This is a genomic window from Enterococcus sp. PF1-24 (assembly GCF_029893325.1).
Taxonomy (GTDB): Bacteria; Bacillota; Bacilli; order Lactobacillales; family Enterococcaceae; genus HY326.
Genome location: NZ_JARXWL010000010.1, coordinates 63,544 through 87,926, shown reverse-complemented (window position 1 = coordinate 87,926; position 24,383 = coordinate 63,544). Strand labels below are relative to the sequence as shown.

The window sequence follows — 24,383 nt, the reverse complement described above, 5'->3', positions numbered from 1 at the left end:
TTTCCAATCACTTCTTTAAAAGTATAACCAGAAATTGTTTTTTGTTCTGTTGAATAACTTTCGCCAACAGTTCCCTTAGTTAAAACATCTGCAGAGATTGGTTTGCCATTCGTATCTTGGTACTGAGCAAGGACTAATCCTTGGGTAGTACCAGTAGAAACTTTATAATAACCTAATTTTACTAATTGATTTTGGTTTGTAAAAAGCCCGCTAAATGGACTTAGCCCCTCATCAACGATAGCACTATTGAAGATGTAGCCTGGCACATTAATTGCTTCTGCTTGATAACGTTCACCAACATTACCGTTTAAATATGTGTTTTCGCCAATTTTTTTGATAGGATTTCCTGCTAAATCATATTCCCAATGCTCAACAGTAACTGGTTTGCCAGCTGTTACATTAGTGTAATCCAATGTATAACCTAGTATAATTTGCCCATTTATATTTCCGTTAGCATTGTATACAAATTCTACTGGAAAAGAAGGGACTAATCCATAAATTCCCGTCGAGTCTGGTGTACATTGAAAGGTGTTACCCATAAGATAAGAAACATACTGATCATAAAGTATTGAAAAGTCCTCGTCAGCGAAACGGAAACCACTGTCAGAATCTACGGAGATAATATAATGCATCTGCTGAGTACTTACTGGTAGATACCATGAAGTAATTTGATCGCTAGCACCATAAAGTCTAACCCAATCATTGGAGAAATTATGTAACCCGAAATCTTCATGGCTTAAACGAAAGTCACTATAAGTAGACTCGTTTAAATAAGCAGTCGTATCATAAGACATAAATGGTTCAGTTGTATAGGTTTCATTATAAGAGAATGATCTGAAGAAAATCTCTTGATAATTATTAAACTGATTGAAATCAATTCCGTCTGGAAAAGTACGATTTAATCTTCCAGCGAAAGTTACAGTTGTTTTTGACTGAACAGATGGATAATTTTTTAAGTTCAAGTCTAAAAAAGCACCTTCGAAACAGTTGATATTTATTTTAGTTGCATGCTCTAAACCAGTAAAGTTTGTCACGTTAGCAAGTGGATTTTCATTTTCAAGAATAACCCAGGTGAAGCAATCAGAATCTGCCGCAGCTAGTTTTTCAGGTGTTACTTCTGTAACAGGAATTGCTAATTTGTCAGCGACTAGTTGTTGTAAATTTTTATCTGGCATCCAGTTGTCAATAGGTTCTGTAGCTCTTGCTGTAGGTAAGCCTGTTTCAACAGCATCTTCGGCTTCTGCAGTAACAGTTGCTAAAGAAAATGTACTGAGTAGCGCTATGGAAAGTAAAGTAGTCCTTATTTTTTTTAACATAATGGTTCCCCCTAGGTAATGCTTTTTTTGTATACCAAGTAAAGTATATTCATTTATTTTAATAATGTCAACATGGTCTGATAGCTTTTCCATAAAATGAAACAGAATTTAAAATCCTGTATCTCCGTTTTTATCCCATTGTCCTTTAGGATAAGAGTATATTAAAGAAAGCGGGAATGCCTCAACCGGTTTAAAAATGATGGCACCAACGAACAAAAACTAGCTGAAATGTCTAATGAATTTCGTGAATATTATTACAATTTTCAAAATCTCCCTAACTATCAAGACTCAACGCTAACTTTATTGCGGACTTTTAACGCCAGTGAAGAAAATGAAAGCAAAGCTGCTGAGTTAGCCACGTTGCCTTTCCCAATTCAAATGATTTGGGGGCGAAAACGCCACTTTTGCTACGGTGGAAAAAGAACGCGAAATCGCAGCAGCAATTCCTAATTGTGCTTTCCAATTAATTAAAGAAGCGGGCCATATGCCTTGGATTGATCAGCCAGCTACTTGCGCTAAGATTATTACACCGTTTATCAAATAATTAAAAAAATCCTAAAAAGTGAGGAATTAACTTCCAGCTTTTTAGGATTTTTTCTGCTATTTATTTGGGATACCAAGATAATTTACAAGCATTATTTAGTATCGCTCGCTTAGTTACCTTACCTACCAACTTAATACGCTTCCCGTCGATAACATAAACCTAGCCCTTTTAAAAAGTTACGCATATATTTATCGCCACAAGGTTTGAAATTACGATGACCTTCTTTTCTTAAAATAGCGCCTAGCTCGCCTTTTGAAGGATAAAGACCTGCCTCAGCAAAAATATCCAGCATATCTTCACTAGTTAGGGATAAAGCAATTTTTATTTTTTTCAGTAACACATTATTGATATGCTTAACTTCAATGCTTTTAGCTGGTTTCGATCCAGCTGGTTCGTCTTTTTTAGGTCCCCGCTTTAAAATAATAAAACCATTCAAAAAGACATCTAACACTTGATTATTGATTGGTTGTAAATAAATATTATCTTCCTCTAGCTTTGTCTCCTGAGCCTTAGTTAACATTTCTCGCACATCATCTTTAGTAACCCCGTAGCCACCTAATTCAAAGGCCTTAACCAGATCTGTATCCTTGATATCAATAGCATAGCGTAAGCGTAGTAAGCGATCATTATTATTCATCTAATACCTCCGTTTTTTATATAAAATCTCTCTACTCTATTACTTTTCTCGATAGGGAATACCCCCTATAGCAATAAAATCTTCATACTCTTTTGCAGGAAAAGCATCTTTTCCTTTTCAAAAACATCCCTACTTATGATAAGGCTCCCCCAGATTAATCCGAAAGGCTCGATAAATCTGTTCCACCAAAATCAGCCGCATCAGCTGATGGGGATAAGTCATTTTGCCAAAAGAAATCTGTTGATTACTCCGTTGCAACACTTCATCGCTTAAACCCAAAGAGCCACCGATAATAAACGTAATCTGGCTTTTACCACGGATACCTAGTTGGTTAATTTCTTCTGCGAAAGCTTCGCTAGAAGGATTTTTGCCGTTAATCGCTAAGGCAATGACGTGTTCTTGGTCTTTAATTTTGGCTAAAATTCGTTGGCCTTCTTTGTTTTTAACTTGTTGCATCTCAGCTGGGCTTAGCGCTTCTGGGGCTTTTTCGTCAGCAACTTCAATCATTGTCATCTTAGCGTATTTACTTAGACGCTTTAAGTATTCGGCGATGCCTTGAACTAAATATTTTTCTTTTAATTTGCCGACAGTAATAATTTTAATTTGCATACTTTTTCCTTTTCTAAACTAGGGATTTTGCTAATACTTCTTTTTTTAGCTTCTTCTTATTTTAGCATGATTTTCCTTAAAAACCTGCTAAATAATCAACAATTCTTATTTATCCCCAAGTTATACACAGATTCTGTGGATAAGCCTGCCAGTAACTGTGAGTAACTCTAGTTTATTTTTGCTTATTTGATAGTTATTCCCAAAAGTTATCCACTTATTCACAAACCTGTGGATAACTTTTAGTTTTTATTCAGGACTTTCTCCACTGTTTTATCCACATTTTTTGTGGATAAATGCCATGCCTTTGTGGATTTCTTTTTTCTTAAAGAAATTTTTACTTTTTGCTGGAAATTTCTACATTTTTTACTTAACTTCTTCATAAAAAAATCAAATCACTTCAGTAGACTAAGAGTAGATACCCAGTGTATACTCAACTTATAGCAGTTAATTTAAAAAATTATCAATTGTCATTTTTTGAATAGGACAATTTTTGGTAAATAATAACAATGACTCTAATTCAAGGAGGTCTTTCATCATGAAAGAAGTTAACAACAATCAAAAAAAATCTGGTTCTTTACTCTCAAGATTCGGCGTTGGTTTAGCCGGCGGGATTTTAGGTGGGCTGTTAGTTTTCGGCGGTTCAACACTGATTAACAATAATAATGATACCGTTACGCCTGCTACAAACAACAACGCGCCTACGACAGAAGGCACTACTCAAGTCAGCAATGTCAAGGTCAACACGCAATCTGACATCACCGAAGCTGTGAATAAAGTTCAAGATGCCGTGGTTTCTATCATTAATTATCAATCAAATAGTAGTAGCGATACTTATTCTGAAATCTTTGGCGGTGATTTATTTGGCGAAGAAGAAGAAACTGACGACGATACTTTAGTTGAAGCTGGTGAAGGTAGCGGCGTAATTTATGCGATTGAAGGGGATAAAGCTTACATCGTGACTAATAATCACGTGATTGCTGACCACAAAGAGTTGAAAGTTTTATTAAAAGACGGCACTAGTGTTCCAGCAACTTTAGTGGGTACCGATGAATATACGGATTTAGCAGTCGTTGAAATTAGTTCTGAAGGGATTAGCACTCACGCTGAATTTGGCGATTCTGATGCTTTAACCGTTGGTGAACCGGCTATCGCAATTGGCTCCCCATTAGGAACGGCTTATGCAAACTCAGTGACTTCAGGGATTATTTCTTCTTTAAATCGTGAAGTAACTTTACAATTAGAAGATAATAGCACCGCAACCAGCTATGCGATTCAAACCGATGCCGCCATCAATCCAGGGAACTCTGGTGGTCCATTAATTAATATCAATGGCCAAATCATCGGCATTAACTCTAGTAAGATTATTTCTACCTATACTGGTACAGGTACCGCTAGCGTAGAAGGTATGGGCTTTGCCATTCCAAGTAATCAAGTGATTAGCATCATTAATCAATTAGTTGAAAAAGGCGAAGTTGTCCGCCCCGCGCTTGGCGTTACGATGGTTGATTTAGCTAACTTAAGCACGCAACAGTTGGAACGTTACTTTGATACTTTACCGGAAGAAGTGACCGCTGGCGTAGCTTTAAACTCAGTTAGCAAAGGTACTCCGGCTGACGAAGCTGGTTTACAAAAATTCGATGTGATTACCGAAGTTGACGGCAAAGAAGTAGCGACTTCAAGCGAAGTTAAAAGTGCTTTGTATGAAAAACAAGTGGGTGATAAACTAGAAATTACTTACTATCGCGACGGTAAAAAAGAAAGCACCACAGTTAACTTAACAATGGAAGCTTCAGCTTTAAGCCAAATTCAAGAAACTGAACAGGAACAAGCACAAGAAGAAGAAAGCAGCAACTCTAGACGTAGCCGCAATAACGAATAAAATTCAAAAAGCGCTGTTAGGCAGGAATAACTTGCCTAGCAGCGCTTTTTCTTTATGAAATTATTATTCTCCTACAGGAAAAGCTTCCCCTACTACTGCATCAAAAGACAATTCCAAAATACCTTTTTTAGCTGGTGCATCGGCTAAATGTAATTCTCTAGCTGAACAAATCATGCCATGGCTTTCTACTCCCCGTAAAACACCTGGCCAAATCAATAAACCATCAGGCATCATCGCACCTGGTTTCGCAACCACTACTTTTTGCCCGGCTTTAATATTTGGTGCCCCACAAACAATTTGTAAAGTCATGCCTTCAGCGACTTCTGTTTGGGTGATAGATAAATGGTCGGAATCAGGATGCTTTTTACAACTTTTAACGAAACCAACGACAATTTTCGCTTCATTATCAAAAGTTAAAGTTTCTGAAAAACCAGCGGCCGCTAGCAATTCATTTAATTGCTCAACATCGGCTGCACTTAGTGTTACTTGACCATTGCCGGTGATTTTTAAAGTTTGAGAAATATTGAAAAAATTCCATGCAACAATTTCACCCTCTAAAGTCGTTACTTGAGCAACATCTTTTTTCCGCAGCACTTGATTTTCTGCGCCGTGGTCATCTGCCACTACTACCAGTAAAGTATCCCCAACATTTTCCTTATTATATGCAAAAATCACAATTTTTCCTCCATAGAAAACGGGCTGATTTCTGTTGTTTTCTCAAGAAAATCAGTCCGTAATTTTTAATTGAAATTACACAACGCACTTATCTTACCAAAAAACGCAAGAGAAGTCATGTATTTTTTAACGCACAACTAAGACATCACAAGGTGCTTCTCTAATGATATAGCTAGAAACGCTGCCTAACATCACTCGCTCCACCGCATTTAAACCAGATTGCCCTACCATGATTAAATCAATCTGATATTTTTTAGGCAGTTGGTGAGCCAAAGCTTCTTTAGCCGAACCGTGCGCGATAATTCCTTCAACATACTGATAGTTAACCGCTTGCGCGTGTTTTTTACACTTGTGAATCAGCTCTTTAGCGGTCTGAGTTTCTTGAACAATAATTTGCTGATTCAAAGGAGAATAACCCATAAAATTGTAAAGTTGCTGATCAATCACCACCGCCACATAGACAATTCCTTTATTCCGGCGGGCAACTTCGACTGCATTACGAAATGCTTTATCTGACTGCGGACTACCATCAATGCCGACTAAAATTCGTTGATACGTTTGTTCCATCAGAACCTCCACCTTTCATAAATAGTTACTTATCTAAACTGTTAAGCTTGTTAAAAAATCCGCTAACTCTGCTTTGGTTTTACGATTTTTATTGACTAAACGACCGACTTCTGCGCCATCTTTGACCGCTACCAAACTAGGAATCCCGAAAATATTCCAACGGGACGCCACATCAATAAATTCATCACGATCAATTTCCACAAATTGCCACTGGGGAAATTCTGCTTCTAATTCAGGTAAAACGGGTTTGATAAAGCGACAATCGCCACACCAATCGGCTGTGAAAAAGAAAATGTGGTTGCCTTTCTCTACATAGCTTGCAAATTCTTCTAAACTTTTAGGAATAATCATTTTTTCGCCAACTTTCTCGCTACTATTTCTATAAGTTAATTATACACTGAAATGGGGAAATAAAAAAAGCACAAACCCTTTTGCACTAAAATAAGTTTGTAAAACAATCATTTTCATTGTTAAAAATGATTTATATTTATTAAAGCTTATTTAGCCGAGGTATTTTTATGACAACCAATAAAGCCTATAATTCTCAATATTAAGATTGATTTCATCTATTAAAATAACACCAAAAATAATAGTATTTACCAATTTTTAATAGAAAGTTGTTTTTTTAAAGCAAATTAAAATATTTCAAACCTTGAACAATCCCACCTTCAATATTACTACCAGTCACATAATCAGCCTGTTGTTTCAGTGAATCAATCGCATTTCCCATAGCAATTTTATAAGTTACACAGTTAAACATTTCATGATCATTTGGTCCATCTCCAAAAGCATAAGTAGGAATATCTTCCAAGTTCAACTTGCAAAGAAATTTTTGAATTCCTTTAGCTTTTGAGCTTCCCCGATTAATGACATCTATTGCAAAAGGCCAATTTCGAATAAATTGTAACTCTGGAAACTTTTCTCGAAAAAGCTCATCACCATCTTCACTAATTATTAAAAGCATATTCGCGGTTTCTTTCGGAATCGTTTGAAGCGTTGGTAGCGGGGAATGCAGTAATTTATAAGCTTTTTCAACCAAAGGTGTAATCTTAGAAATAGTAATTTCATTATAAGAATAGTATGCTAGCGGATTCCCACGCTGTTCAGAAAAACTTAACAATCGATGAATAACCTTTTTAGAAATTGTATCGCTATAGATTTCTTGCCCTTCATGTTCAACATATTGTCCATTTAATGTAATTAATGTGTTGATTCCCGAATGTTGAAGGCTCTCTTCTACATCAAATTGAGTACGACCAGTAGCAATAACAGGTAGTATATTTTGTTCCTTCAATTTTTCAATAGCAACTATTATTTCTGGTTCAATTTGTGCCTGTTGATTTAGTAATGTGCCATCTAGATCAAAAAAGACAATTGCTTTTGGCTCCATATTATTCTCCTCTCAAAAAAAATATCATATTATTTTGTTTAAAAAGAAGTCTACAACCATTAATCGGTTGTAGACTTCCCATTTATTCACCTGAAATAAACAAGTGACATTTACGGTTTCGAACACGATTTTGATCAAAATCAATAAAGTAAATCGATCCCACTTCACCAGTTAATAGCTCACCATCTCGAATAATAAAAGTTTCGCTCGCACCTAAGAAGGAAGCTCTAATATGAGCATCGCCATTTAAGATAGTTTCCGGCCCCCCTGTGTAATCAGGATTATCAGCTAAAGAGAGTAAAAACTCTAGATGTTTAGGTCCTGGATAACGATAATCTGTATTTTCAGTTAATTCTCTAGGAATAATTTTATCTAAAATTCGATTTAAATCTACTTGCAAAAATTCATCCCCATTAAAATCAAGATCATGCATAAATTCTTCAAAGATGACTGAACAAGTTGTATGTGGAGATTGTACAACAATCGTACCATTTTGAATGCCACTTTCAGCTACTAATTTTTTTACATCTTTAATTATATTATGGTAGGTCACCCTAGTCCCATTTGATTGTAAAATCAACGTTTCATGACAAAATTTCATGATTTATTCTCCTTTTTCCATTGAGCTACTGCTTGAATCATCTCTGTTAATATTTTTTTCGGATTATCAGCTGCTACAATTCCACTAGTGCCACCTGTAGCTTCTGCACCTGAATTTAAAGCCTGTAAAACATCTGCTACTGTTGAAATACCAGCAGCTTGTAAAACCATCACATCTGAATTTATGTCTTTTACTGCCTGATTAGTTGACTTCATATAAGAAACATCACTTACTTTACCAGTTCCAATTAATTCAGTTGGTTCACAAACCATAATATCTGGACCTAATAATGCAATTGACTGTGCTTCAGCAATAGAGTTGGCACAAGCAATAGTTAAAATCCCAACTTCTCTAGCTCGCTTAATTGCCTTTACCAATTCCTCTAACGTCTGTGGATGCTCTGCATGATTTAAGAAAGTTGCAGCAATTCCTGCTTCGACCAAAGATTCTGGTAAAATATGCCCCATCCCTCGACCTGATACAATTCCATCCATATGTTGTGCACAAACGAAGAGATTATTTGTTGCTTGACTGACACGATACGCATCAGCATGTTGCACTGTAAAAATAATATCTATATCATATTCTGCTGCTAATTTATCAGCATACAAAGCTAAGTCTAGTGATTGCTTGCCATAAAGATAGGCTTTAGGGTTCACTACAAAAAACGGTGCTCTAGGTTTTCTTGTCATTTTTTGTCCTCATTTCGTGCCAAAAACTTCGTAGTAATGCGTCAAAGTCTCTGCCATCGCTTCATTTACGTATTTGCGTAACGAGAATAAATCTGTTGGTGCATGTTTTTCAATTGATTTCATTCCCGCCACAATGAAATCAGTGAAAATATTAATTTTACTAATCCCACCTTGTGCACATTTACTTAAGTTTTCATCTCCTGAAGATGATCCACCATGTAAAACTAACGGAATCGCTACAACATTCGAAATTTCTTTCAAGCGTTCAAAACTAATTTTAGGTATGCCCTTATATTCACCATGAGCGGTTCCAATCGAAACAGCTAAAGAATCTACTCCAGTTTCAACGGCAAAACGAGCGGTTTCCTCTACTTCCGTATAAATAGTATCTGTCGTTTCTTTAAATTCATAGCTGTTCCCTGTTCCCACATGGCCAATTTCAGCTTCGACTACTACACCATGCTGATGTGCATATTCAGCAATATCTTTTGATCGTTTAATATTTTTCACAATAGGATCTTGAGAAGCATCAATCATAACTGAAGAAAAACCTAAATCAATCGCTTGTTTAATAATATTTTCGTCTTGTCCATGATCTAGGTGCAGAGCCACTGGAACAGTTGCTTTTTCTGCTAAATATTTTCCTACTAACGCAGCTTCTTCCAATGAAATTTCTTCCATGTGTGCTTGAGCAAATGCTAAAATCAATGGTTTATTTAATTTTTCAGCCGTTTCAACATAAGTTCTTGCGCTATTAAAATCAAAAAAGTTAGCTGCAGGAATTGCATAGTTTCCTTTTTGAGCTTTTTCAAACATTTCTTTAGTGGTCACTAACATATTTAGTTCGACTCCTCTTTAATTTTTGCTTCAATTTCATCAAATAAAGCCTCTGTACCCATTCCGGTCAGTAAAGGCAAACCCATGATTACTTTGTCTTTAATATTATCTGGCACTACCGTAGTGCTAACAACAATATCGTAATCATCAATTTTATTCATTTCAGCTGCTACTTTTGATTGGTATAATTTCACTTGTCCATCATAGCCTTTTTCCTTTAGCCATTCTTTCATTTTTCCAGTAACAACTGTTGAAGTTGCAACACCTGTGCCACACATAATTAATAGTTTTTTCATGTTATTCGCCATCCTTTATATTTACTGTAGTTGCTTTATTTTTTGTCATGCGATTTACATAAATCATTAACGCTAATACGATTACTCCAATCGCAATTAGTCCACCCCAGCTCAATAATTTTGTCAATCCAATATATACCCAAGTAGTCCATAAACCACCTTCAGCTAAAGCAGTAATTGAAGCACGACCTTCCATATTAAAATCGGCAGCTTGTGCAGCTTTTGTTAATAACGGAGCCACCCAAGAAGTAATATATAAAACTGAACCCATATATATAGTTCCTGCTAAAACTGTTCGAATAATATTTCCACCGAATACAGCTGCCATCAAACATACAACAAAAGGTATCGTTGCTAAATCACCAAATGGTAAAGTCGTATTTCCAGGCAATACTACCGCCAAGAAAATTGTAATTGGTACTAAAAGTAGTGATGAAGAAAGTACCGCAGGATGCCCTACTGACAAAGCAGAATCCATTCCGATATATAATTCCCTCCCTGGGAAACGTTTTTGAACAAATTTATTTGCTGATTCAGAAATAGGCGTTAACCCTTCCATTAATAAAGAAACCATTCTTGGCATTATTACCATAACTGCACCTGTTTTAACTGCCAATTGACCAACACCAGCAATATCATAACCAGCTAAAATTCCAATAACTAACCCAATTAAAAAGCCCATTACTGTGGAATCCCCAAAAATTCCAAAACGTTTTTGAATTGTTTCAGGATCTGCTTTCCAATTTTTGATTCCTGGGATACGGTCAAATAACCAGTTCATTGGCAAAGAAAAGAAAAATCCTGGCGCCGATGTTCCATGCGGGAAAGTAATATTAGGAAATCCGTAAAATTTATTGACAAACGGGGCGATTACGTCACTAAACAATAGAATCATCATTGTATAAACAACAGTAGCAAAGATACCCATTGCAAAATTGTCTGTTAAAGCATACACTAACGAAGCTATAAAAGCGGCATGCCAAATATTCCAAATATCTACATTTAAAGTCTTTGTTAATCCAAAAATAATTAACACAATATTTACAGCAATCGCAATCGGAATAGATAAACTACCTAAAATAGTCCCATAAGAAATTGCCGCTGCTGCTGGCCAACCAACATCAATAGTAGTTAACGATAACCCAAATCGTTCTACCATAGCTTGCGCTGCTGGTCCTAAGCTATTAGAAAGTAAGTCAATCACCAAATTTAGGCCTACAAATCCAATACCAACTGTTAATGCTGATGTAAATGACTTACCTGGTTTAGTACCTAAAATTATACCGAAAATAAAAATGAAGATGGGCAACACAACTATAGAACCTAAATTAACAAACCATTGTAATGCTTCTAACATAATAATCCTCCTTAATTTAAATTAAATCGTATCGAGCAATAATTTTTTGAAAATCCTGCTGTTCTTTGACTGCTAATAATTCAGCCAAAACTTTTGGCTGCTGGAACATTTCTATTAACTTTTGTAACATACCTAATTGTTCGTGTGCTTCTTTCAACGCCAACATAAAAATCAACTGTACTGGAACCGCTTTATCAGTTGTTCCCATTTCATAAAAGATAATTGGTTTCCTTACTGACATAAAAGCAATTTGCGAAGTTTTTACATATTCACTATCTGTGTGGGGAATAGCTACTCCAATACCATTAATGTTTAAGCCAGTCGGAAAAATTTCTTCTCTTTTTATCACATTTTCTAAAAAATGCTCATTCACTAAATCTTGTTGTAAGAGTGCTTCAGCTAACTGAGTAAAAATTTCCATTTGCGAATCTTTCTCTTGTTGAAAAAAGCTGATCCCTTGATTAAAATAAGCGGTCACTTATCGTCTCTCCTCTCGAGTAAATTTTTGGATCAATTCCAATTTTGTTTGGCTCGCCGTGATTTCTTGTACTCGTTGAGCTGAATTCAACAAATCATAGATAGATGCCACAATTGCTTTTGCCTGTTGAATATCCTTTTCAGCAATCGTTAAAAAAATGATTAGAGAGACTTGACTTTTCCCCCATAAAATTGGTTTAGCTAATGTAACAATGGCCAGTTTTGTTTCTTTAACTGATTCAGGATCCGCATGTGGAATAGCCACTCCGCTAATTAAGCCTGTAGTACCTAATGCTTCCCGCTCTATGATTGCTTCTACAAAGTTTTCATAAACTAAATCTGCTTCTTGATAAAGTTGCCCCATGTACTCAATTGCTTCTTTTTGTGAATCAACATTCAAATTTAAGATAATAAAATTAGGATCCACTAATTGCTTCAAAGAGTTAATCGTAGATTCACGTAAAAATTTTTTATCATTAATTTGAAAATTTACTAGTTGTTGATTTATTTCTGCAATCTCTGCCGTTGTAGGTAATGGCGAAACATAAACAACTGGAATATCAATCTCTTGGATATAAGCTGTTGATATTACCAAATCTACATCTGTTAAATCATTAGTAAAAACTTGTTGAAAATTACTAATCCCTAATACAATATCCACAGGTAAAGTTTGCTTAATTCGTTGATAGATAAGTTGAGAGGTTCCTAAGCCTGACGGGCAAACAATCAAGACATGTTTCACGTTCTTAACTTTTTCAAAAGCTAATTGAAAATGAATTGTTAAAAAAGTGAGTTCATCTTCTGGTAGCTGAATCTGATAAACTCGTTCTAAATCTGCCACACTATAACTAGCTAACGTATACATAGTAGAGTATTGGCTAATGATTTCTTCTTTTAACGGATTTCTAATTTGAATCCCTATTTGCAATCGATAAATCATCGGAACGATATGAGCTAACAACGAATCAAATAAATGCTGGTCTTGACTTAAGTCACTATCAATTAGCTTCGACATATTTTTTATTAAATCATGGATATGTTTAACAACTTCTATCGTAACAGCTTCATCTTGAATTACTGGTCGAATTCCATGTGCTAACAGCAAAGAACATACATAGTAAATATCACTGTCTCGAAATTCAATTCCTAATTTTTGATAGAGAACATCAGAAAATTGAATTGCCACCATATATAATTGCATTTTTTCTAATTCTTTAAACAATAGCTCTGGTGTGTCTTCTGTATGAAAAGCATTTTTTACCCGGTTAACTAAAACTAGCAAAGACCTCTTTAATGACGTAAGCAAATACTCGTTAGGTAAACCCGTTTCATAGCTATAAAGTCCTTTAATAAAAGTCTCTACCACGTTAACAATTTCTTGACCAAATAGTAGTTGTTCTTGTTCCGCTGTTACTGCTTGCTTTTCACTGTATCTCTCAAAATACATTAAATAGGTGCGTTGCAATAAACTTTCATTATTTTGAGATTTTTGGAATTGACTTAGCTCTTGTAAAAATATTCCTTGTTTTTGGCAAAATGTTATTAGCGTTAAGATATCTTTTTGAATTGAAGTAACGCTGACAAAAAAATCATTTGCTAATTGTGCATAACTTTTCTTTTCCTTTGAAAATAAAATCTGAGAAAAAATAGCTAAGCGTCTAAAAGAAGGACTATAAGACGAGGCTATAGTTATATCTTCATTTAACAAAATTTTTGCTTTTTGTCGCTTTTCATAATCTCCAATCAAGTAAATTCCTTTTCGAGGAACCTTATCCAATAAAAGCTCTAATGTTTTAATTATCCCATCCAAATTTGCCAAATCTGTATAAATTGTTTTTGCTGAGACCTGCAGTTCTTGAGTAAAAAAATTAGCTGGTCGATAATCTTCTTGCTCAAGCAAAAGTTGTAACAGTTTTTTTTCGCGATTTTTCAAATTCATATTCTCATCTCCGAAAGCGCTTCCTTACATTTGAGTTTAGTTGAATTTAGATTAATAGTAAATAACTTCTCACTTCCACATTAATGTGGAAGACGTTAAAAATAGTAGCTAAACGCTAAGAAACTGCCTGCTCTCACTTATTAAGTTATAAATCCCAACTGATTTTTTTAGGAAAAAGTCAATAAAAAAACAGAGCAAAGCACTTTCTCACTGCTTTACTCCATTTTTTTCTCTTATTTCCCATAAACAATAGTATTAACTGTTGTTTGATCTAATCCTCTAAGCGTTTGAATCAACATTTCCCGTGCTGCTTCAAAGTCAGCGATACTGAACATTGTTTGGTGGGTGTGAATATAGCGGCCCGCTACGCCGATAACGGTACTTGGGATACCTTCGTTGCTAGTATGGGCTGCACCCGCGTCGGTGCCACCTTTTGAAACGAAATATTGATAAGGGATTTTATGGGTTGCAGCGATATCCAATAAATATTCTCTCAAACGTGGCAAAGTAATTAAACCTGGATCATAAATCCGCATTAAAGTTCCTTCCCCTAAATGACCAAAAGTGCCTTTTTTCGTCACTAAATCGTCAGCAGCTGAACAGTCTACCGCGAAAAATAAATCGGGGTGAAATTTAGTCACAGCTGGTTTTGAGCCTCGTAAACCAACTTCTTCTTGAACATTAGCGCCGGCGATTAAAGTATGACCTAATTTTTCATTTTGCAAAGCTTCTAAAGCTTCCAACACCACCGTACAGCCGTAGCGATTATCCCAAGCTTTACTGATGATATTTTTGCCATTAGCAGTTTTAACTGTTTCTGACAGTGGCACAATTGAATCGCCAGGCAAAACACCGTAGCTTTCAGCTTCTTCTTTTGATTCAAAACCAGCATCGAATAAAATATCGGTTACTTGTAAAGCCGCCTGCGTGCCGACACCTCGTAATAAATGGGGTGAAACTGAAGATGAGATACATGGGTAGTTGCCTTTTTTAGTTTTTAAAGTGAAACGTTGGGAAGAAACCACGTAAGGATTCCAGCCTCCCAAAGGTGTTACTTTAAATAAACCATTATCTTGAATTTGCGTTAACATAAAACCCACTTCGTCCATGTGAGCCGCTACCATCACTCGTGGTGCATCAGCCGCTTCGTGATGACGCAAGCCAAAAATCCCACCTAAACCATCTTTTTGTACTTCGTCAACTAAGGGCGTTAGAGCATTTTCCATATAAGCCTGCACGTCGCCTTCAAAACCACTCGTTCCTTGTAATTCCGTTAATTCTTTAATGCGTTGAAAAGTCTTTTCTTCCATTAAGCTATCCCTCTTATTTCTAATTATATTCTTTTGGGTAAAAATTATTTTCGTTTGCTTTTTATATCACTCTACAATTTTACCGATTTTGAGCGGACTTTACAATCGCTTTGCTTGATTATTTCGCAGGCTTTTAGGTGAGGCGGTTTTTTTCTGAAAAAAACTGTGTTAGAATGTAAACAAATCAATATTGCATTTATTTGACATTGAAGATAAATCATTTAATAGATTAGGTGGGATTCCTGTGAATGAAGACAATCAAGTAAGCTGGTTTAAAAGCGGCTTAACTCTTGGCCTTGGCTTTGGTTTAGTTGGCGGTGCAGCATCAGCTTTGTGGTATCGCAAGCATAAAACGCTATCGGCTGATAACGTATTAAAAAATATTAAAGAAGCTTTTTTAGCAGAAGGGCCGGTCGAAGGTTCATGGATTTCTTTTGAAAAACAACCTTTACGAAAATTTGCGATTCGCTCTAAAAGTTACTCTGGTGGTATCACGCGTATTGAAGATGGCGAATTAATCACTTATGAATTTTTAGCCGACGCTTACACCGGAACCGTTTTAGATATTAAACGCTCTTAAGCAAGAAAAGCTGAGTGGGCTCATTTTGTTGAAGATAGCTAGCCCACGCAGCTAGAAACCTTGAAAAGCGGAGAAACTTGTCCTGCACCCGAGTAAAGTGCAGAATTAAATATAGCGGTGTTCTCTACCGCGGATTTCATTCTCACTTTATCGAGTGAAGCTAGCTTGTGCAGCCAGACATCAAAAAAAGCTACGAACCTTCTTCAACATGTAAACAAATCCCTCGCAGGTCAATTCAGACTTGTGAGGGATTTTCTTTTTATTTCACCAATCTATAAATCGCATCAGCGTATAGCGCTGTGGCTCTGAATAAATCGTCTAAACTCATAAATTCATTGGCTTGGTGCATCGTGTCGGTGTAACCTGGGAACATTGCGCCATAAGCAACGCCACGTTTCAACAAGCGGCCGTAAGTTCCGCCACCAATAATTTGTTCATAACCTTTTTCACCTATGTGATCTTCGTAAACTTGCAACAAAGTTGCTACCAATGGATCTTCTAACGGTACGTAATGAGGTTCTTGATTGCGATCGGCTTGGCTAATTTCCACGCCTAAGCCAGCAAAAGTTTTTTCTAAACCAGCTTTGATTTCTGCAGCTGTTGTTCCTTTTGGATAACGGAAATTCATATTAAGATAATTATCGCTAACCCCGTCTACAAAGCTGAATAAACCAGCATTCATTGACAAGCGACCCATTTTTTCGTCAGTAATTGCCACCGCTAATTTTTCACCAAAGAACTCTTCATGTAAAGTATCGCCAGCGATAGTTAGGAAAGTTTTCCCAGCACCTGCAAAGTCATAGTCTTTTAAGAAAGCTGCTAAGAAAGTTGCCGCATTAATGCCACTTTCAGGATGCGCTCCATGGGCGCCTTTACCAGTTACGTTAAAAGTTAATTCTGTAGCAGTTGTCGCTACTTCACCAGTTACTGGTACATTGGCTAAATAGTTAGTGAAAGCTGTTTGTATCGCCGCTACCGCTTCGGCAGGTGCTGTAACGACGGCTGTCGCCTTACCAACTACCATATTTTCTCTTAAGCCACCGGTGAAAGATTTCAAAGTGAAAGTACCGCCGTTGGTGCCAGCGAAATGCGCTCGCATAGAAACATTGCCTTTTTCACCATTAATAATTGGAAATTCCGCGTCAGGTGAAAAACCAAAATCAGGTTTTTCTTCTTTTTGGAAGTAGTAATCCATATCAGCCCAGCCGCTTTCTTCATCCGTTCCTACGACTAAGCGGATTTTTTTATTGACTGGTAAACCTAGTTCTTTAATCATTTTGACTGCATAATAAGCCGCCATTGTAGGGCCTTTATCATCGCTTGAGCCACGAGCATAAATTTTGCCATCTTTGATAACTGGTTCATAAGGATTTGTATCCCAACCATCACCAGCTGGCACCACATCCATATGACCAAAAATCCCTAAAGTTTCATCACCTTGGCCATAATCCATATGCCCCACGTAGTTATCCACGTTTTTTACAGCAAAACCGTCCCGTTTAGCAAAATCTAAAAATTTCAGTAAAGCATCCCGCGGTCCTGGTCCAAAAGGTGCATCAGTGGTGGCTTGACTATCGTCACGCTCACTGTTAATTCTTAATAATTCTTGTAAATCAGCTAATAAAGCCTCTTTGCGAAGTTCAACTTCTTTTGTCCAATCAATTGTCATTCGTCTTTCTCTCCTTCTCTAGCCAAAAGAATTTCTTCAAAGTCATTCTTTCTGCTAATTATTCTCGCTTTTTATCATACCACTAGTTAACCAAAAAGAAAAAAGATTCTCTTGAAAAATGGTAAGATTCTTATTCCTTTTATCAAAAAACCTCACATCAAAAGATGCAAGGTTAGGGATTGTATTATTTAGATTCATTCGCTTTTTGTAATCCAGCTGCGGGCGCTAGCTCCTTTCGACAAAGTGAGAATAAAATTCGCGGTATAAATCACCGCTATAATTTGATTCTGCACTTTGCTCGGGAACAGAACAAGCCAATCTGCTTTTCAATTAGCTTACTCGCACTGCGAAGCTTGGTGGGTTAAAGCTGATATTGGAAATTGAAACAGTTTGACCAAAGGTTGGTGCTTCGATAAATTGGCCGCCACCCATAGCTAAAGCAACATGGTAGGTGCTACCTCTTGAACCCCAGAATAATAAATCGCCGGCTTCGGCTTGAGAGACAGAAATAATGGTACCACAGCTTTCTTGCGGTACTGTCCAGCTACCGATATTTTTGCCAGTGGCATTTAAATACACGTAATAACAGAAACCTGAGCAGTCAAAACCGCTTGGTGTCCGTCCGCCCCACACATAAGGAACGCCGATAAATTGCATTGCATAATTGATAATATCATTACCAGAAGCATTTGGTGCTGGTGGTGCAACTGGCGCTGTTCCGGTTGGCGATCCATAATTAGCAGTTACGCCATTATTGGCTGCTACAGCGGCATTAGCTTGTGCTAAAGCTGCGGCTGCTCTTTCCGCTTCTAAAGCGGCAGCTGCTCTTTCCGCTTCGGCTTTTTGTTGTTCTAAGCCAGCTTTTTCTCCTTCAGCTGTTGCTTGTTCAACCGCTAAAGTCGCCGTTAGTACATCTAAATCAGCTTGCTTGCCTAACATTTCACTTTTTTGCGTTTCTAAAACAGCTTGGTTTTCAGCTAATTGTTGTTGTTGCACTTCATTTTCTGCTTTTTTCACTTCAACGGTTTCTTTATCGACTTTTTGTTGCACAATTAATTCATTGTTAGCCGTTAAAATTCGGTTCATCGCGTATACACGGGAAATCATATCTGATAAAGAATCGGCCGCTAAAACCGCATCTACTAAGTTAGCACTTTGCTCACTGACTTGCATTTCTCGGGCTTGCTCTTGAATGGTGGCTTCTCTTTTGGTAATTCGTTCAGCTAAAGCCGTAATTTCACCAATTAATTGTTGTGAAGCTTCGCCTAATTGTTGTTGTTGACCTAATAATTCTTCGGCTTGTTGGTTGATACCAGTAATTTCAGCTTCTAAATTGGCAATTTGCGTTTCGATTTCTGAGCGTTGATTTTGAATATCTGAAATTTTTTGATCTTTTTCTTGAATTTGTGTATCAAAATCTTCAGCAACAGCTACAACAGGTGCAATACAGCTTAAAAATAAGCCTGCCACCATAAAGCCAGCGAATGTTTTTTTCATTCCCCTAATTCCCTCCAAGTTAAACTATCTATTGTTAAGTTAAATTAAATTAAATTCATTTTTTAATCATCATTCAAATTATAACACAGCTTTTCTCTAAAAACGAAAAAAAACGTAAGAAAAACTTTTTAATAACAAGCTTTTCCCCATGATTAAAAAAAGAACGACTAGCTAATTTCAATCGGCTAGTCGTTCTTTTTCAATAGATTAGTGTTTTAAACGTTCTTTACGGCGCAGACGCACCAATAATTTTAAGACTAAATTAACTAGTAGGAAAATCCCGATAAACACCAACGTAATTGTCGCCCCTGGTGGTGTATCATAATTAAAGGAAGTGGCTAACCCCCCCAGCATACCGATAAAGCCCACGATGATGCTAATTACAATCACCGCGTTAAAGCTTTTCCCTAAGCGCATTCCCACGGAAGCCGGTAAAACCATAATCGCCGAAATCAATAACGCTCCAGCAATCGGAATCATCACTGCAATCGCAACGCCAGTAACGACATTAAAGGCCATGGACATTAAGCGGGTAGGCAAGCCATCCACATGAGCGCTGTCTTCATCGAAGGTTAACACATACATCGGACGCTTAAACAAAACAAACAGCAAAGTAATCACCACAAATAAACTCCCCAGAAAAATCACTTGCTGATTGGTAATCGTAACAATCGAGCCAAAAAGATAGGACTGAATACTCATGGTATTGCTACCGCCGTTCTTACTCATTAAAACTAAGGCCAACGCCAAGCCGCCAGCCATTAAAATCGCAATCGAAATTTCCGAATACGTGCGATAAATCCCCCGCAAATACTCTAAAATAATTGCCGCTGCCACCACAACAATTAAAGTGGTTATTGTCGGATTTAAATTGAAGAAGAAACCTAACGCCACTCCAGCTAAAGAGACATGAGATAAGGTATCCGCCATTAAAGATTGTCGGCGAATCACCAGAAAGACCCCTAGCCTCGGCGCAATCCCGGCAATAAAAATCGCCGCTAAAAACGCTCTTCTCATGAATTCATATGAAAGCATCGCCATTGAGAGTCCTCCTTTCGCACTAACCGAATTTGTCGGTCAACAAAATCTTTAATATCCTCATGATCATGGGTAATCATTAAAATCCCTTTATCATGGGCATGGGCGTTGTGGCGCAATAATTTATAAAATTCTTTGCGACTTTGTACGTCCATCCCAGTGGTTGGTTCATCTAAAATAAACAAATCCGGATCAGTCGCAAAAATCCGTGCCAAACTAATCCGTTGTTTTTGCCCGCCAGAAAGTTCGCCAATCCGTTTATCGCGCATCTCCCACATATTAACAGCTTTCAGCGCTTTTTCCACATGTTGATAATCTTTTTCCGTTAGCTTTTTAAACCAACGTCCGCGAGGATAACGACCGGAACAAACTAACTCGTGAACGGTACTAGGAAAACCGGCATTAAAGGCTGCGACTTGTTGGGGAATGTAGCCCATACGCATTTTTTCCCCGTTATTATTTTTTTTCGCTAGCGTTACGGTGCCACTAGTTGGTTGCAATAAGCCTAAGGTAGCTTTAATTAAGGTGGACTTCGCCGCCCCGTTTTCTCCTGTTAAAATCACAAATTCCCCTGCATCAACGGTATAAGAAACCTTCTCTAACACAGGTTCTTCATCATAATAAAAGGTTAAATCTTTCACTTCTATATAATGCATCTTCTTCTCAGCTTTCTTTATCATTAATTTTTCAAGAAAATCAATTCAATTGTAAATCGAAAATAATCCGATTTACCACAAAGAACAATTTACCAAAAGAAAGTTCATTCGTCAACTTAAAACGAAAAAATTCCGATTTACCTAGAAATTTCCTAAGTAAATCGGAATCAAACTTTAATTTTTCAAAACTCGGACTAGATAAACTTCATCGCAAAAACCTTTTAAGCCATTAAAGACCCGTTGTGCTCGGGAAAGTTTATTACATAAACCAAAAACGGTTGGCCCGCTGCCAGTCATTAAAACCGCATCTGCGCCGTATTTTAACATGCGATTTTTATATTTTTGAATCACAGGATGACGGCGAATCGTTACCGCCTCTAAAGAATTCCCCATTTTCGCAAGCATTTGCTGATAATCATTGGCTTCCACCGCTGAAATCAACCCCTGAATATCAGGATGATGCAAATCAGCAACTTGTAAATTTTGAAAAACCGTCGGCGTTGAAACACTAAAAGGGGGTTTCACCAACACTACCCAGCAAGTCGGGATGTTAGCTAAGGGGGTGATTTTTTCGCCTACGCCCTCTGCTAACGCCGTCCCCCCATAAATGCAAAAAGGAACATCGGTGCCAATTTCTAAGCCAATCGCTGCTAATTCTTCCAAAGATAAACCTAAATCCCACATGCGATTAATTCCTCGCAAAGCTGCTGCACAATCGCTACTGCCACCGCCCAGACCAGCCGCTACCGGAATTTCTTTTTGAATATAAACTTTAACTCCTCGCTGAATCTGATAGCGTTGCTTGACTAAATCAATTGCTTGATAAACATTATTACGGCTATCAGTTGGCAAAAAAGCTTTATTAGTTTCGATAATAATTTTATTTTCAGGAATTTCTATCAATTGAATGCGATCAGCTAAATCAACACTAGTCATCACCATCGCTAACTCATGATAGTTATCCGGACGCTTACCAATCACATCCAAACCTAGATTAATTTTCGCTGGCGCTTTTTCGATAATTTCCATAAAGATCTCCTTGTTTAGTCAGCCATGAAGCGCTCCTCCACTAACCAACATAATCGCAAATTATTTTATCATAGGTTGCTAGGAATGTATAGTTTTGAGTTGCTAACTGTTTGACAAAGGTTCTTAAATCAGCGATTCGCAATTTCTTTCAAAAAAACAGGCTCCCCTAAATCAGGGTAGCCTGTTTTCAATATTAACGCTTATTTATTTACGTATTGTGCAACTCTTTCGTCAGCGATTTGGCCATCGTAATTTAAACCAAAACCGAAGTCGTAAGTGTATTCGCCGTCATTGTAAGCTACCATGTCATGGGCAGTATCTTCAAATTGCGCTTCAACTGTATCCATGTCAGCTGGGAATTGAACAGGCAATAAGCCTTTAGGTTCATGTTTACCTAAGATGATTTCAAATAAAGCTTGGTCGCTTACAGAGAAACCAGTTACGATTGCATCAACCGCATCTTCAAATTCGCCAACAATTACTGGGTTAGTCGCTTTTAATGCAACAACAACGGGAATTTCTTTGCCAGTTTCTTCTTCAACTTTCGCTACCGCTGCTTGAGCGTTTAAAACAGCTGTTAAATCATATTCATTACTGATTTTTGAAGTTTTTCCGTAGTAAGTCCGGTTTTCTTTCGTACCATCAGCTAAAATGTCGCCACCTAATGATGTTAAACGGACATTGTCGCCGTCAGCAGTATATGGGCTGTATTGTAAGCTTAACGGATAGAAGCCCTCTTCATTTAAACCAGCAGAACTAAAGTTACTACCGTTATCAGGGCTTAACATGCCGACAATCACCATATCAACATTTGTTAAATCTGGTTGTACAAGTTCAACAACTGTTTCGCCATCTTCAGCATAAACAGGTGTATCAGTTAAAACTTCTTTGAAATATTGTTTAGCAACTTCAACATCCATTGTTGGATTAGCTGTGTTTACAGCTGGGCTAAAGATTGAAGGGAAGCCATAACGTAATGAACTTGGAATGTAAACTGTTTGTTCTTTGTATTCAGCTAAATCGCTAGCGTGAATGGTTTCGTCAGCATTTTTCAACATAACAACTGAGTTCAATTGTGCTTCGTAACCAGCCGCACTGTAATCTTTGTTTCTTAAAGTCGCTACTGATTCTTCAGTGATTAAATATGGATCTTCAAACAAATTAGCTTGCATAATCATTTGAACTAAACGTTTACCTGATTGTTGGAAACGTTCATCAGCTGAAATTGGTAATTTGCCTGCTTCGTAGTCTTTTTGCCACATATCATAAGCGGCTAAAACTGGTTTCGCATCATTATTACCACCAAACATATCGGTACCAGTTAATAAAATTTGGTAATGACGTTCTTCAACGCTTAAGTCTTCTTTACCCCAAGCCATACCAAAAGCTGGATTACTTGGATCAGAAGTAGCTGTCGTTACCCCCCAGTCAGTACAAATAATGCCTTCGTAGTCATTGTCCACACGTAAAAGATCCATTTTTTCAGAATCATAAGCGGAACCAGCTAATTCGCCAAAGTAAGCTTCACCGTTTTTATCTACCCCAATAGAGTAAGAACTCATAACAGAAGCAGCTTGGCCAGTTTTACTAGTTAAGTTTAAACCACCATCAACGAAAACTTCTACGTGTTCAGCAGCGTTATCACCAGGATAAACGGCATATTTACCAGCGTTAGTATGGGCTTCACGGCCACCTTCACCAGCGCCATCTCCAGGGAAATGCTTAATCATCGCATTAACAGAATTGCTACCCCAACCAAGATCAGTGCCATCAGCGGCATAGCTAGATTGAATACCAGAAACATAAGCTTCCGCCATATCTGTTGCTAATTGACGATCTTCACCATAAGTTCCTTCAACTCGCAACCATCTTGGTTCAGTTGCTAAGTCGATTTGTGGGCCTAAGGCTGTTGCAATCCCTAAAGCACGATATTCAGTAGAAGAAATTTGTGCAAAATCAGACATAATATCTGGATCAAAAGTTGCTGCAATCCCTAAGTTAGATGGCCAACGAGAAATATCAGCACCATCAGAGTTGTATTGAGCATCAGAACCGGCTGTGCTTCGTGGGTCAGAACTGAAGTTTACCGGAATTAAAGTATGACCTTCTGTTGACAAAGCTTCCACGTAAGCTTGCATTTCATTGTTCCATTTAACAGTATCTTCGGCATTATTACCGCCGGCATTTAAAACGTTCCGTAAGTTGTCATCTTTTAAATATTTCATTTGGTCTTCAGTTAAACCATTTTCAGGATTTCTTTCATGGCTACTAAATAACATTAAACCAGCGATTTCTTCTTTAGATAATTCTTTAGCTAAAGCTGTTGCCCGCTCAGAATCTTCTTTACGCCAATCTTCCCAAGTGTCTAATTTACCATTGCTGTTAGCATCTTTAAAAGCATAGCGATAACCATCGACTTTGCGATTGATTAATTTCAAGCCACTATCTTTTGCATAACTTAATGTTTCCCCGCCATTTGGATTGGTTACCTTAACAAAAGTTGTTACACCGTCTGTGTACTCTTCTGTTGTGTATTCGCCTTTTGTTTGCCATGAACCGATGCATAAAAGCGAAGATGAGATTAATAAACTTAAAGCTGTCTTCTTCATCAAAATAATTTCCCCCTTGTTGATTTTTGTCTTCGTTGATAGCTAAAACAGCTATCTTAAAACAGTTTGTCGCCAAACTGTACCTAAAACAAAGTCGCCTCCTCAAAGCTAATTTTTCTCGATAATTAAGCGTTCTCAAACAGCCTGTCTGTCAAATAAAATAACAAATATTATTTAAA

The 24,383-nt window shown here is 37.3% G+C and carries 23 protein-coding genes and 1 pseudogene; 3 read left to right on the top strand and 21 right to left on the bottom strand.

Going from position 1 to position 24,383, the window contains the following annotated elements; all coding sequences use genetic code 11:
* The coding region (locus M2139_RS06435) for a MucBP domain-containing protein (RefSeq protein ID WP_280739534.1) at positions 1-1,316 on the bottom strand (1,316 nt) is incomplete at its 3' end.
* A gap of 228 nt (positions 1,317-1,544) precedes the next feature.
* Between M2139_RS06435 and M2139_RS06430 the strand changes: the two genes are divergently transcribed.
* Entirely contained in the window at positions 1,545-1,766 is a 222-nt protein-coding gene (locus M2139_RS06430) for a hypothetical protein (RefSeq protein WP_280737932.1), read from the top strand.
* A 224-nt stretch (positions 1,767-1,990) separates the two neighbouring features.
* Here M2139_RS06430 and M2139_RS06425 read toward each other — a convergent pair whose 3' ends face one another.
* Together M2139_RS06425 and rlmH are read right to left on the bottom strand one after the other, a co-directional pair.
* Positions 1,991-2,497 carry a DUF1456 family protein gene (locus tag M2139_RS06425; RefSeq protein ID WP_280737933.1) on the bottom strand — a complete coding sequence of 169 codons (507 nt, stop codon included), beginning with the start codon at positions 2,495-2,497 and terminating at the stop codon, positions 1,991-1,993.
* A 129-nt stretch (positions 2,498-2,626) separates the two neighbouring features.
* Positions 2,627-3,106: a 23S rRNA (pseudouridine(1915)-N(3))-methyltransferase RlmH gene (gene rlmH / locus M2139_RS06420; protein WP_280737934.1), complete on the bottom strand. Its 480-nt coding sequence runs from the start codon at positions 3,104-3,106 to the stop codon at positions 2,627-2,629.
* A 535-nt stretch (positions 3,107-3,641) separates the two neighbouring features.
* Here rlmH and M2139_RS06415 point away from each other — a divergent pair.
* On the top strand, positions 3,642-4,985 hold the full coding sequence (locus M2139_RS06415; protein ID WP_280737935.1) for a trypsin-like peptidase domain-containing protein: 1,344 nt from the start codon (positions 3,642-3,644) through the stop codon (positions 4,983-4,985).
* A gap of 63 nt (positions 4,986-5,048) precedes the next feature.
* Here the strand turns inward: M2139_RS06415 and ytpR are convergent, their stop codons facing one another.
* The 12 genes and pseudogenes from ytpR to pepA all read right to left on the bottom strand — a co-directional run bounded on the left by ytpR (position 5,049) and on the right by pepA (position 15,126).
* Positions 5,049-5,660 carry a YtpR family tRNA-binding protein gene (gene ytpR / locus M2139_RS06410; protein ID WP_280737936.1) on the bottom strand — a complete coding sequence of 204 codons (612 nt, stop codon included), beginning with the start codon at positions 5,658-5,660 and terminating at the stop codon, positions 5,049-5,051.
* A gap of 126 nt (positions 5,661-5,786) precedes the next feature.
* Positions 5,787-6,227: a universal stress protein gene (locus M2139_RS06405; RefSeq protein ID WP_280737937.1), complete on the bottom strand. Its 441-nt coding sequence runs from the start codon at positions 6,225-6,227 to the stop codon at positions 5,787-5,789.
* A gap of 33 nt (positions 6,228-6,260) precedes the next feature.
* A pseudogene (locus tag M2139_RS06400) lies at positions 6,261-6,599 on the bottom strand (thioredoxin family protein); the annotation flags it as partial.
* A 253-nt stretch (positions 6,600-6,852) separates the two neighbouring features.
* Positions 6,853-7,617, bottom strand: coding sequence for a Cof-type HAD-IIB family hydrolase (locus M2139_RS06395; protein ID WP_280737938.1), 765 nt, complete (start codon positions 7,615-7,617; stop codon positions 6,853-6,855).
* A gap of 82 nt (positions 7,618-7,699) precedes the next feature.
* Positions 7,700-8,218, bottom strand: a complete 519-nt coding sequence (locus M2139_RS06390; protein ID WP_280737939.1) for a YjbQ family protein — start codon at positions 8,216-8,218, stop codon at positions 7,700-7,702.
* Positions 8,215-8,910, bottom strand: coding sequence for a triose-phosphate isomerase (locus M2139_RS06385; protein ID WP_280737940.1), 696 nt, complete (start codon positions 8,908-8,910; stop codon positions 8,215-8,217). Before M2139_RS06385 ends, M2139_RS06390 begins: the two co-directional genes overlap by 4 nt.
* A 9-nt stretch (positions 8,911-8,919) precedes the next feature.
* Positions 8,920-9,747, bottom strand: coding sequence for a class II fructose-bisphosphate aldolase (locus tag M2139_RS06380; protein ID WP_280737941.1), 828 nt, complete (start codon positions 9,745-9,747; stop codon positions 8,920-8,922).
* Between the two features lie 2 nt (positions 9,748-9,749).
* A complete protein-coding gene (locus M2139_RS06375) occupies positions 9,750-10,043 on the bottom strand; it encodes a PTS sugar transporter subunit IIB (protein WP_280737942.1) in 294 nt (97 codons plus the stop codon).
* Between the two features lies 1 nt (position 10,044).
* Complete coding sequence (locus M2139_RS06370; RefSeq protein WP_280737943.1) at positions 10,045-11,400, bottom strand: PTS transporter subunit IIC; 1,356 nt, start codon at positions 11,398-11,400, stop codon at positions 10,045-10,047.
* A 16-nt stretch (positions 11,401-11,416) separates the two neighbouring features.
* Positions 11,417-11,878 carry a PTS sugar transporter subunit IIA gene (locus tag M2139_RS06365; protein ID WP_280737944.1) on the bottom strand — a complete coding sequence of 154 codons (462 nt, stop codon included), beginning with the start codon at positions 11,876-11,878 and terminating at the stop codon, positions 11,417-11,419.
* Positions 11,879-13,816, bottom strand: a complete 1,938-nt coding sequence (locus tag M2139_RS06360; protein WP_280737945.1) for a PTS sugar transporter subunit IIA — start codon at positions 13,814-13,816, stop codon at positions 11,879-11,881.
* Between the two features lie 233 nt (positions 13,817-14,049).
* On the bottom strand, positions 14,050-15,126 hold the full coding sequence (gene pepA, locus M2139_RS06355; protein ID WP_280737946.1) for a glutamyl aminopeptidase: 1,077 nt from the start codon (positions 15,124-15,126) through the stop codon (positions 14,050-14,052).
* Positions 15,127-15,370: 244 nt separating this feature from the next.
* On the opposite strand from pepA, the gene M2139_RS06350 reads away from it, so the two are divergent.
* Positions 15,371-15,706, top strand: coding sequence for a PepSY domain-containing protein (locus M2139_RS06350; RefSeq protein ID WP_280737947.1), 336 nt, complete (start codon positions 15,371-15,373; stop codon positions 15,704-15,706).
* A gap of 259 nt (positions 15,707-15,965) precedes the next feature.
* Here M2139_RS06350 and pepV read toward each other — a convergent pair whose 3' ends face one another.
* The 6 genes from pepV to M2139_RS06320 form a co-directional block, all read right to left on the bottom strand.
* Positions 15,966-17,375 carry a dipeptidase PepV gene (pepV, locus tag M2139_RS06345; protein ID WP_280737948.1) on the bottom strand — a complete coding sequence of 470 codons (1,410 nt, stop codon included), beginning with the start codon at positions 17,373-17,375 and terminating at the stop codon, positions 15,966-15,968.
* 330 nt (positions 17,376-17,705) lie between these two features.
* Positions 17,706-18,872 carry a C40 family peptidase gene (locus tag M2139_RS06340; RefSeq protein WP_280737949.1) on the bottom strand — a complete coding sequence of 389 codons (1,167 nt, stop codon included), beginning with the start codon at positions 18,870-18,872 and terminating at the stop codon, positions 17,706-17,708.
* A 207-nt stretch (positions 18,873-19,079) separates the two neighbouring features.
* Complete coding sequence (locus M2139_RS06335; RefSeq protein ID WP_280737950.1) at positions 19,080-19,913, bottom strand: metal ABC transporter permease; 834 nt, start codon at positions 19,911-19,913, stop codon at positions 19,080-19,082.
* On the bottom strand, positions 19,886-20,566 hold the full coding sequence (locus M2139_RS06330) for a metal ABC transporter ATP-binding protein (protein ID WP_280737951.1): 681 nt from the start codon (positions 20,564-20,566) through the stop codon (positions 19,886-19,888). The genes M2139_RS06335 and M2139_RS06330 overlap by 28 nt, the downstream gene beginning before the upstream one ends.
* 174 nt (positions 20,567-20,740) lie before the next feature.
* Positions 20,741-21,595 carry a 4-(cytidine 5'-diphospho)-2-C-methyl-D-erythritol kinase gene (gene ispE / locus M2139_RS06325; RefSeq protein ID WP_280737952.1) on the bottom strand — a complete coding sequence of 285 codons (855 nt, stop codon included), beginning with the start codon at positions 21,593-21,595 and terminating at the stop codon, positions 20,741-20,743.
* A gap of 200 nt (positions 21,596-21,795) precedes the next feature.
* A complete protein-coding gene (locus tag M2139_RS06320) occupies positions 21,796-24,204 on the bottom strand; it encodes a glycoside hydrolase family 3 N-terminal domain-containing protein (protein ID WP_280738005.1) in 2,409 nt (802 codons plus the stop codon).
* Between the last annotated feature and the right edge of the window lie 179 nt (positions 24,205-24,383).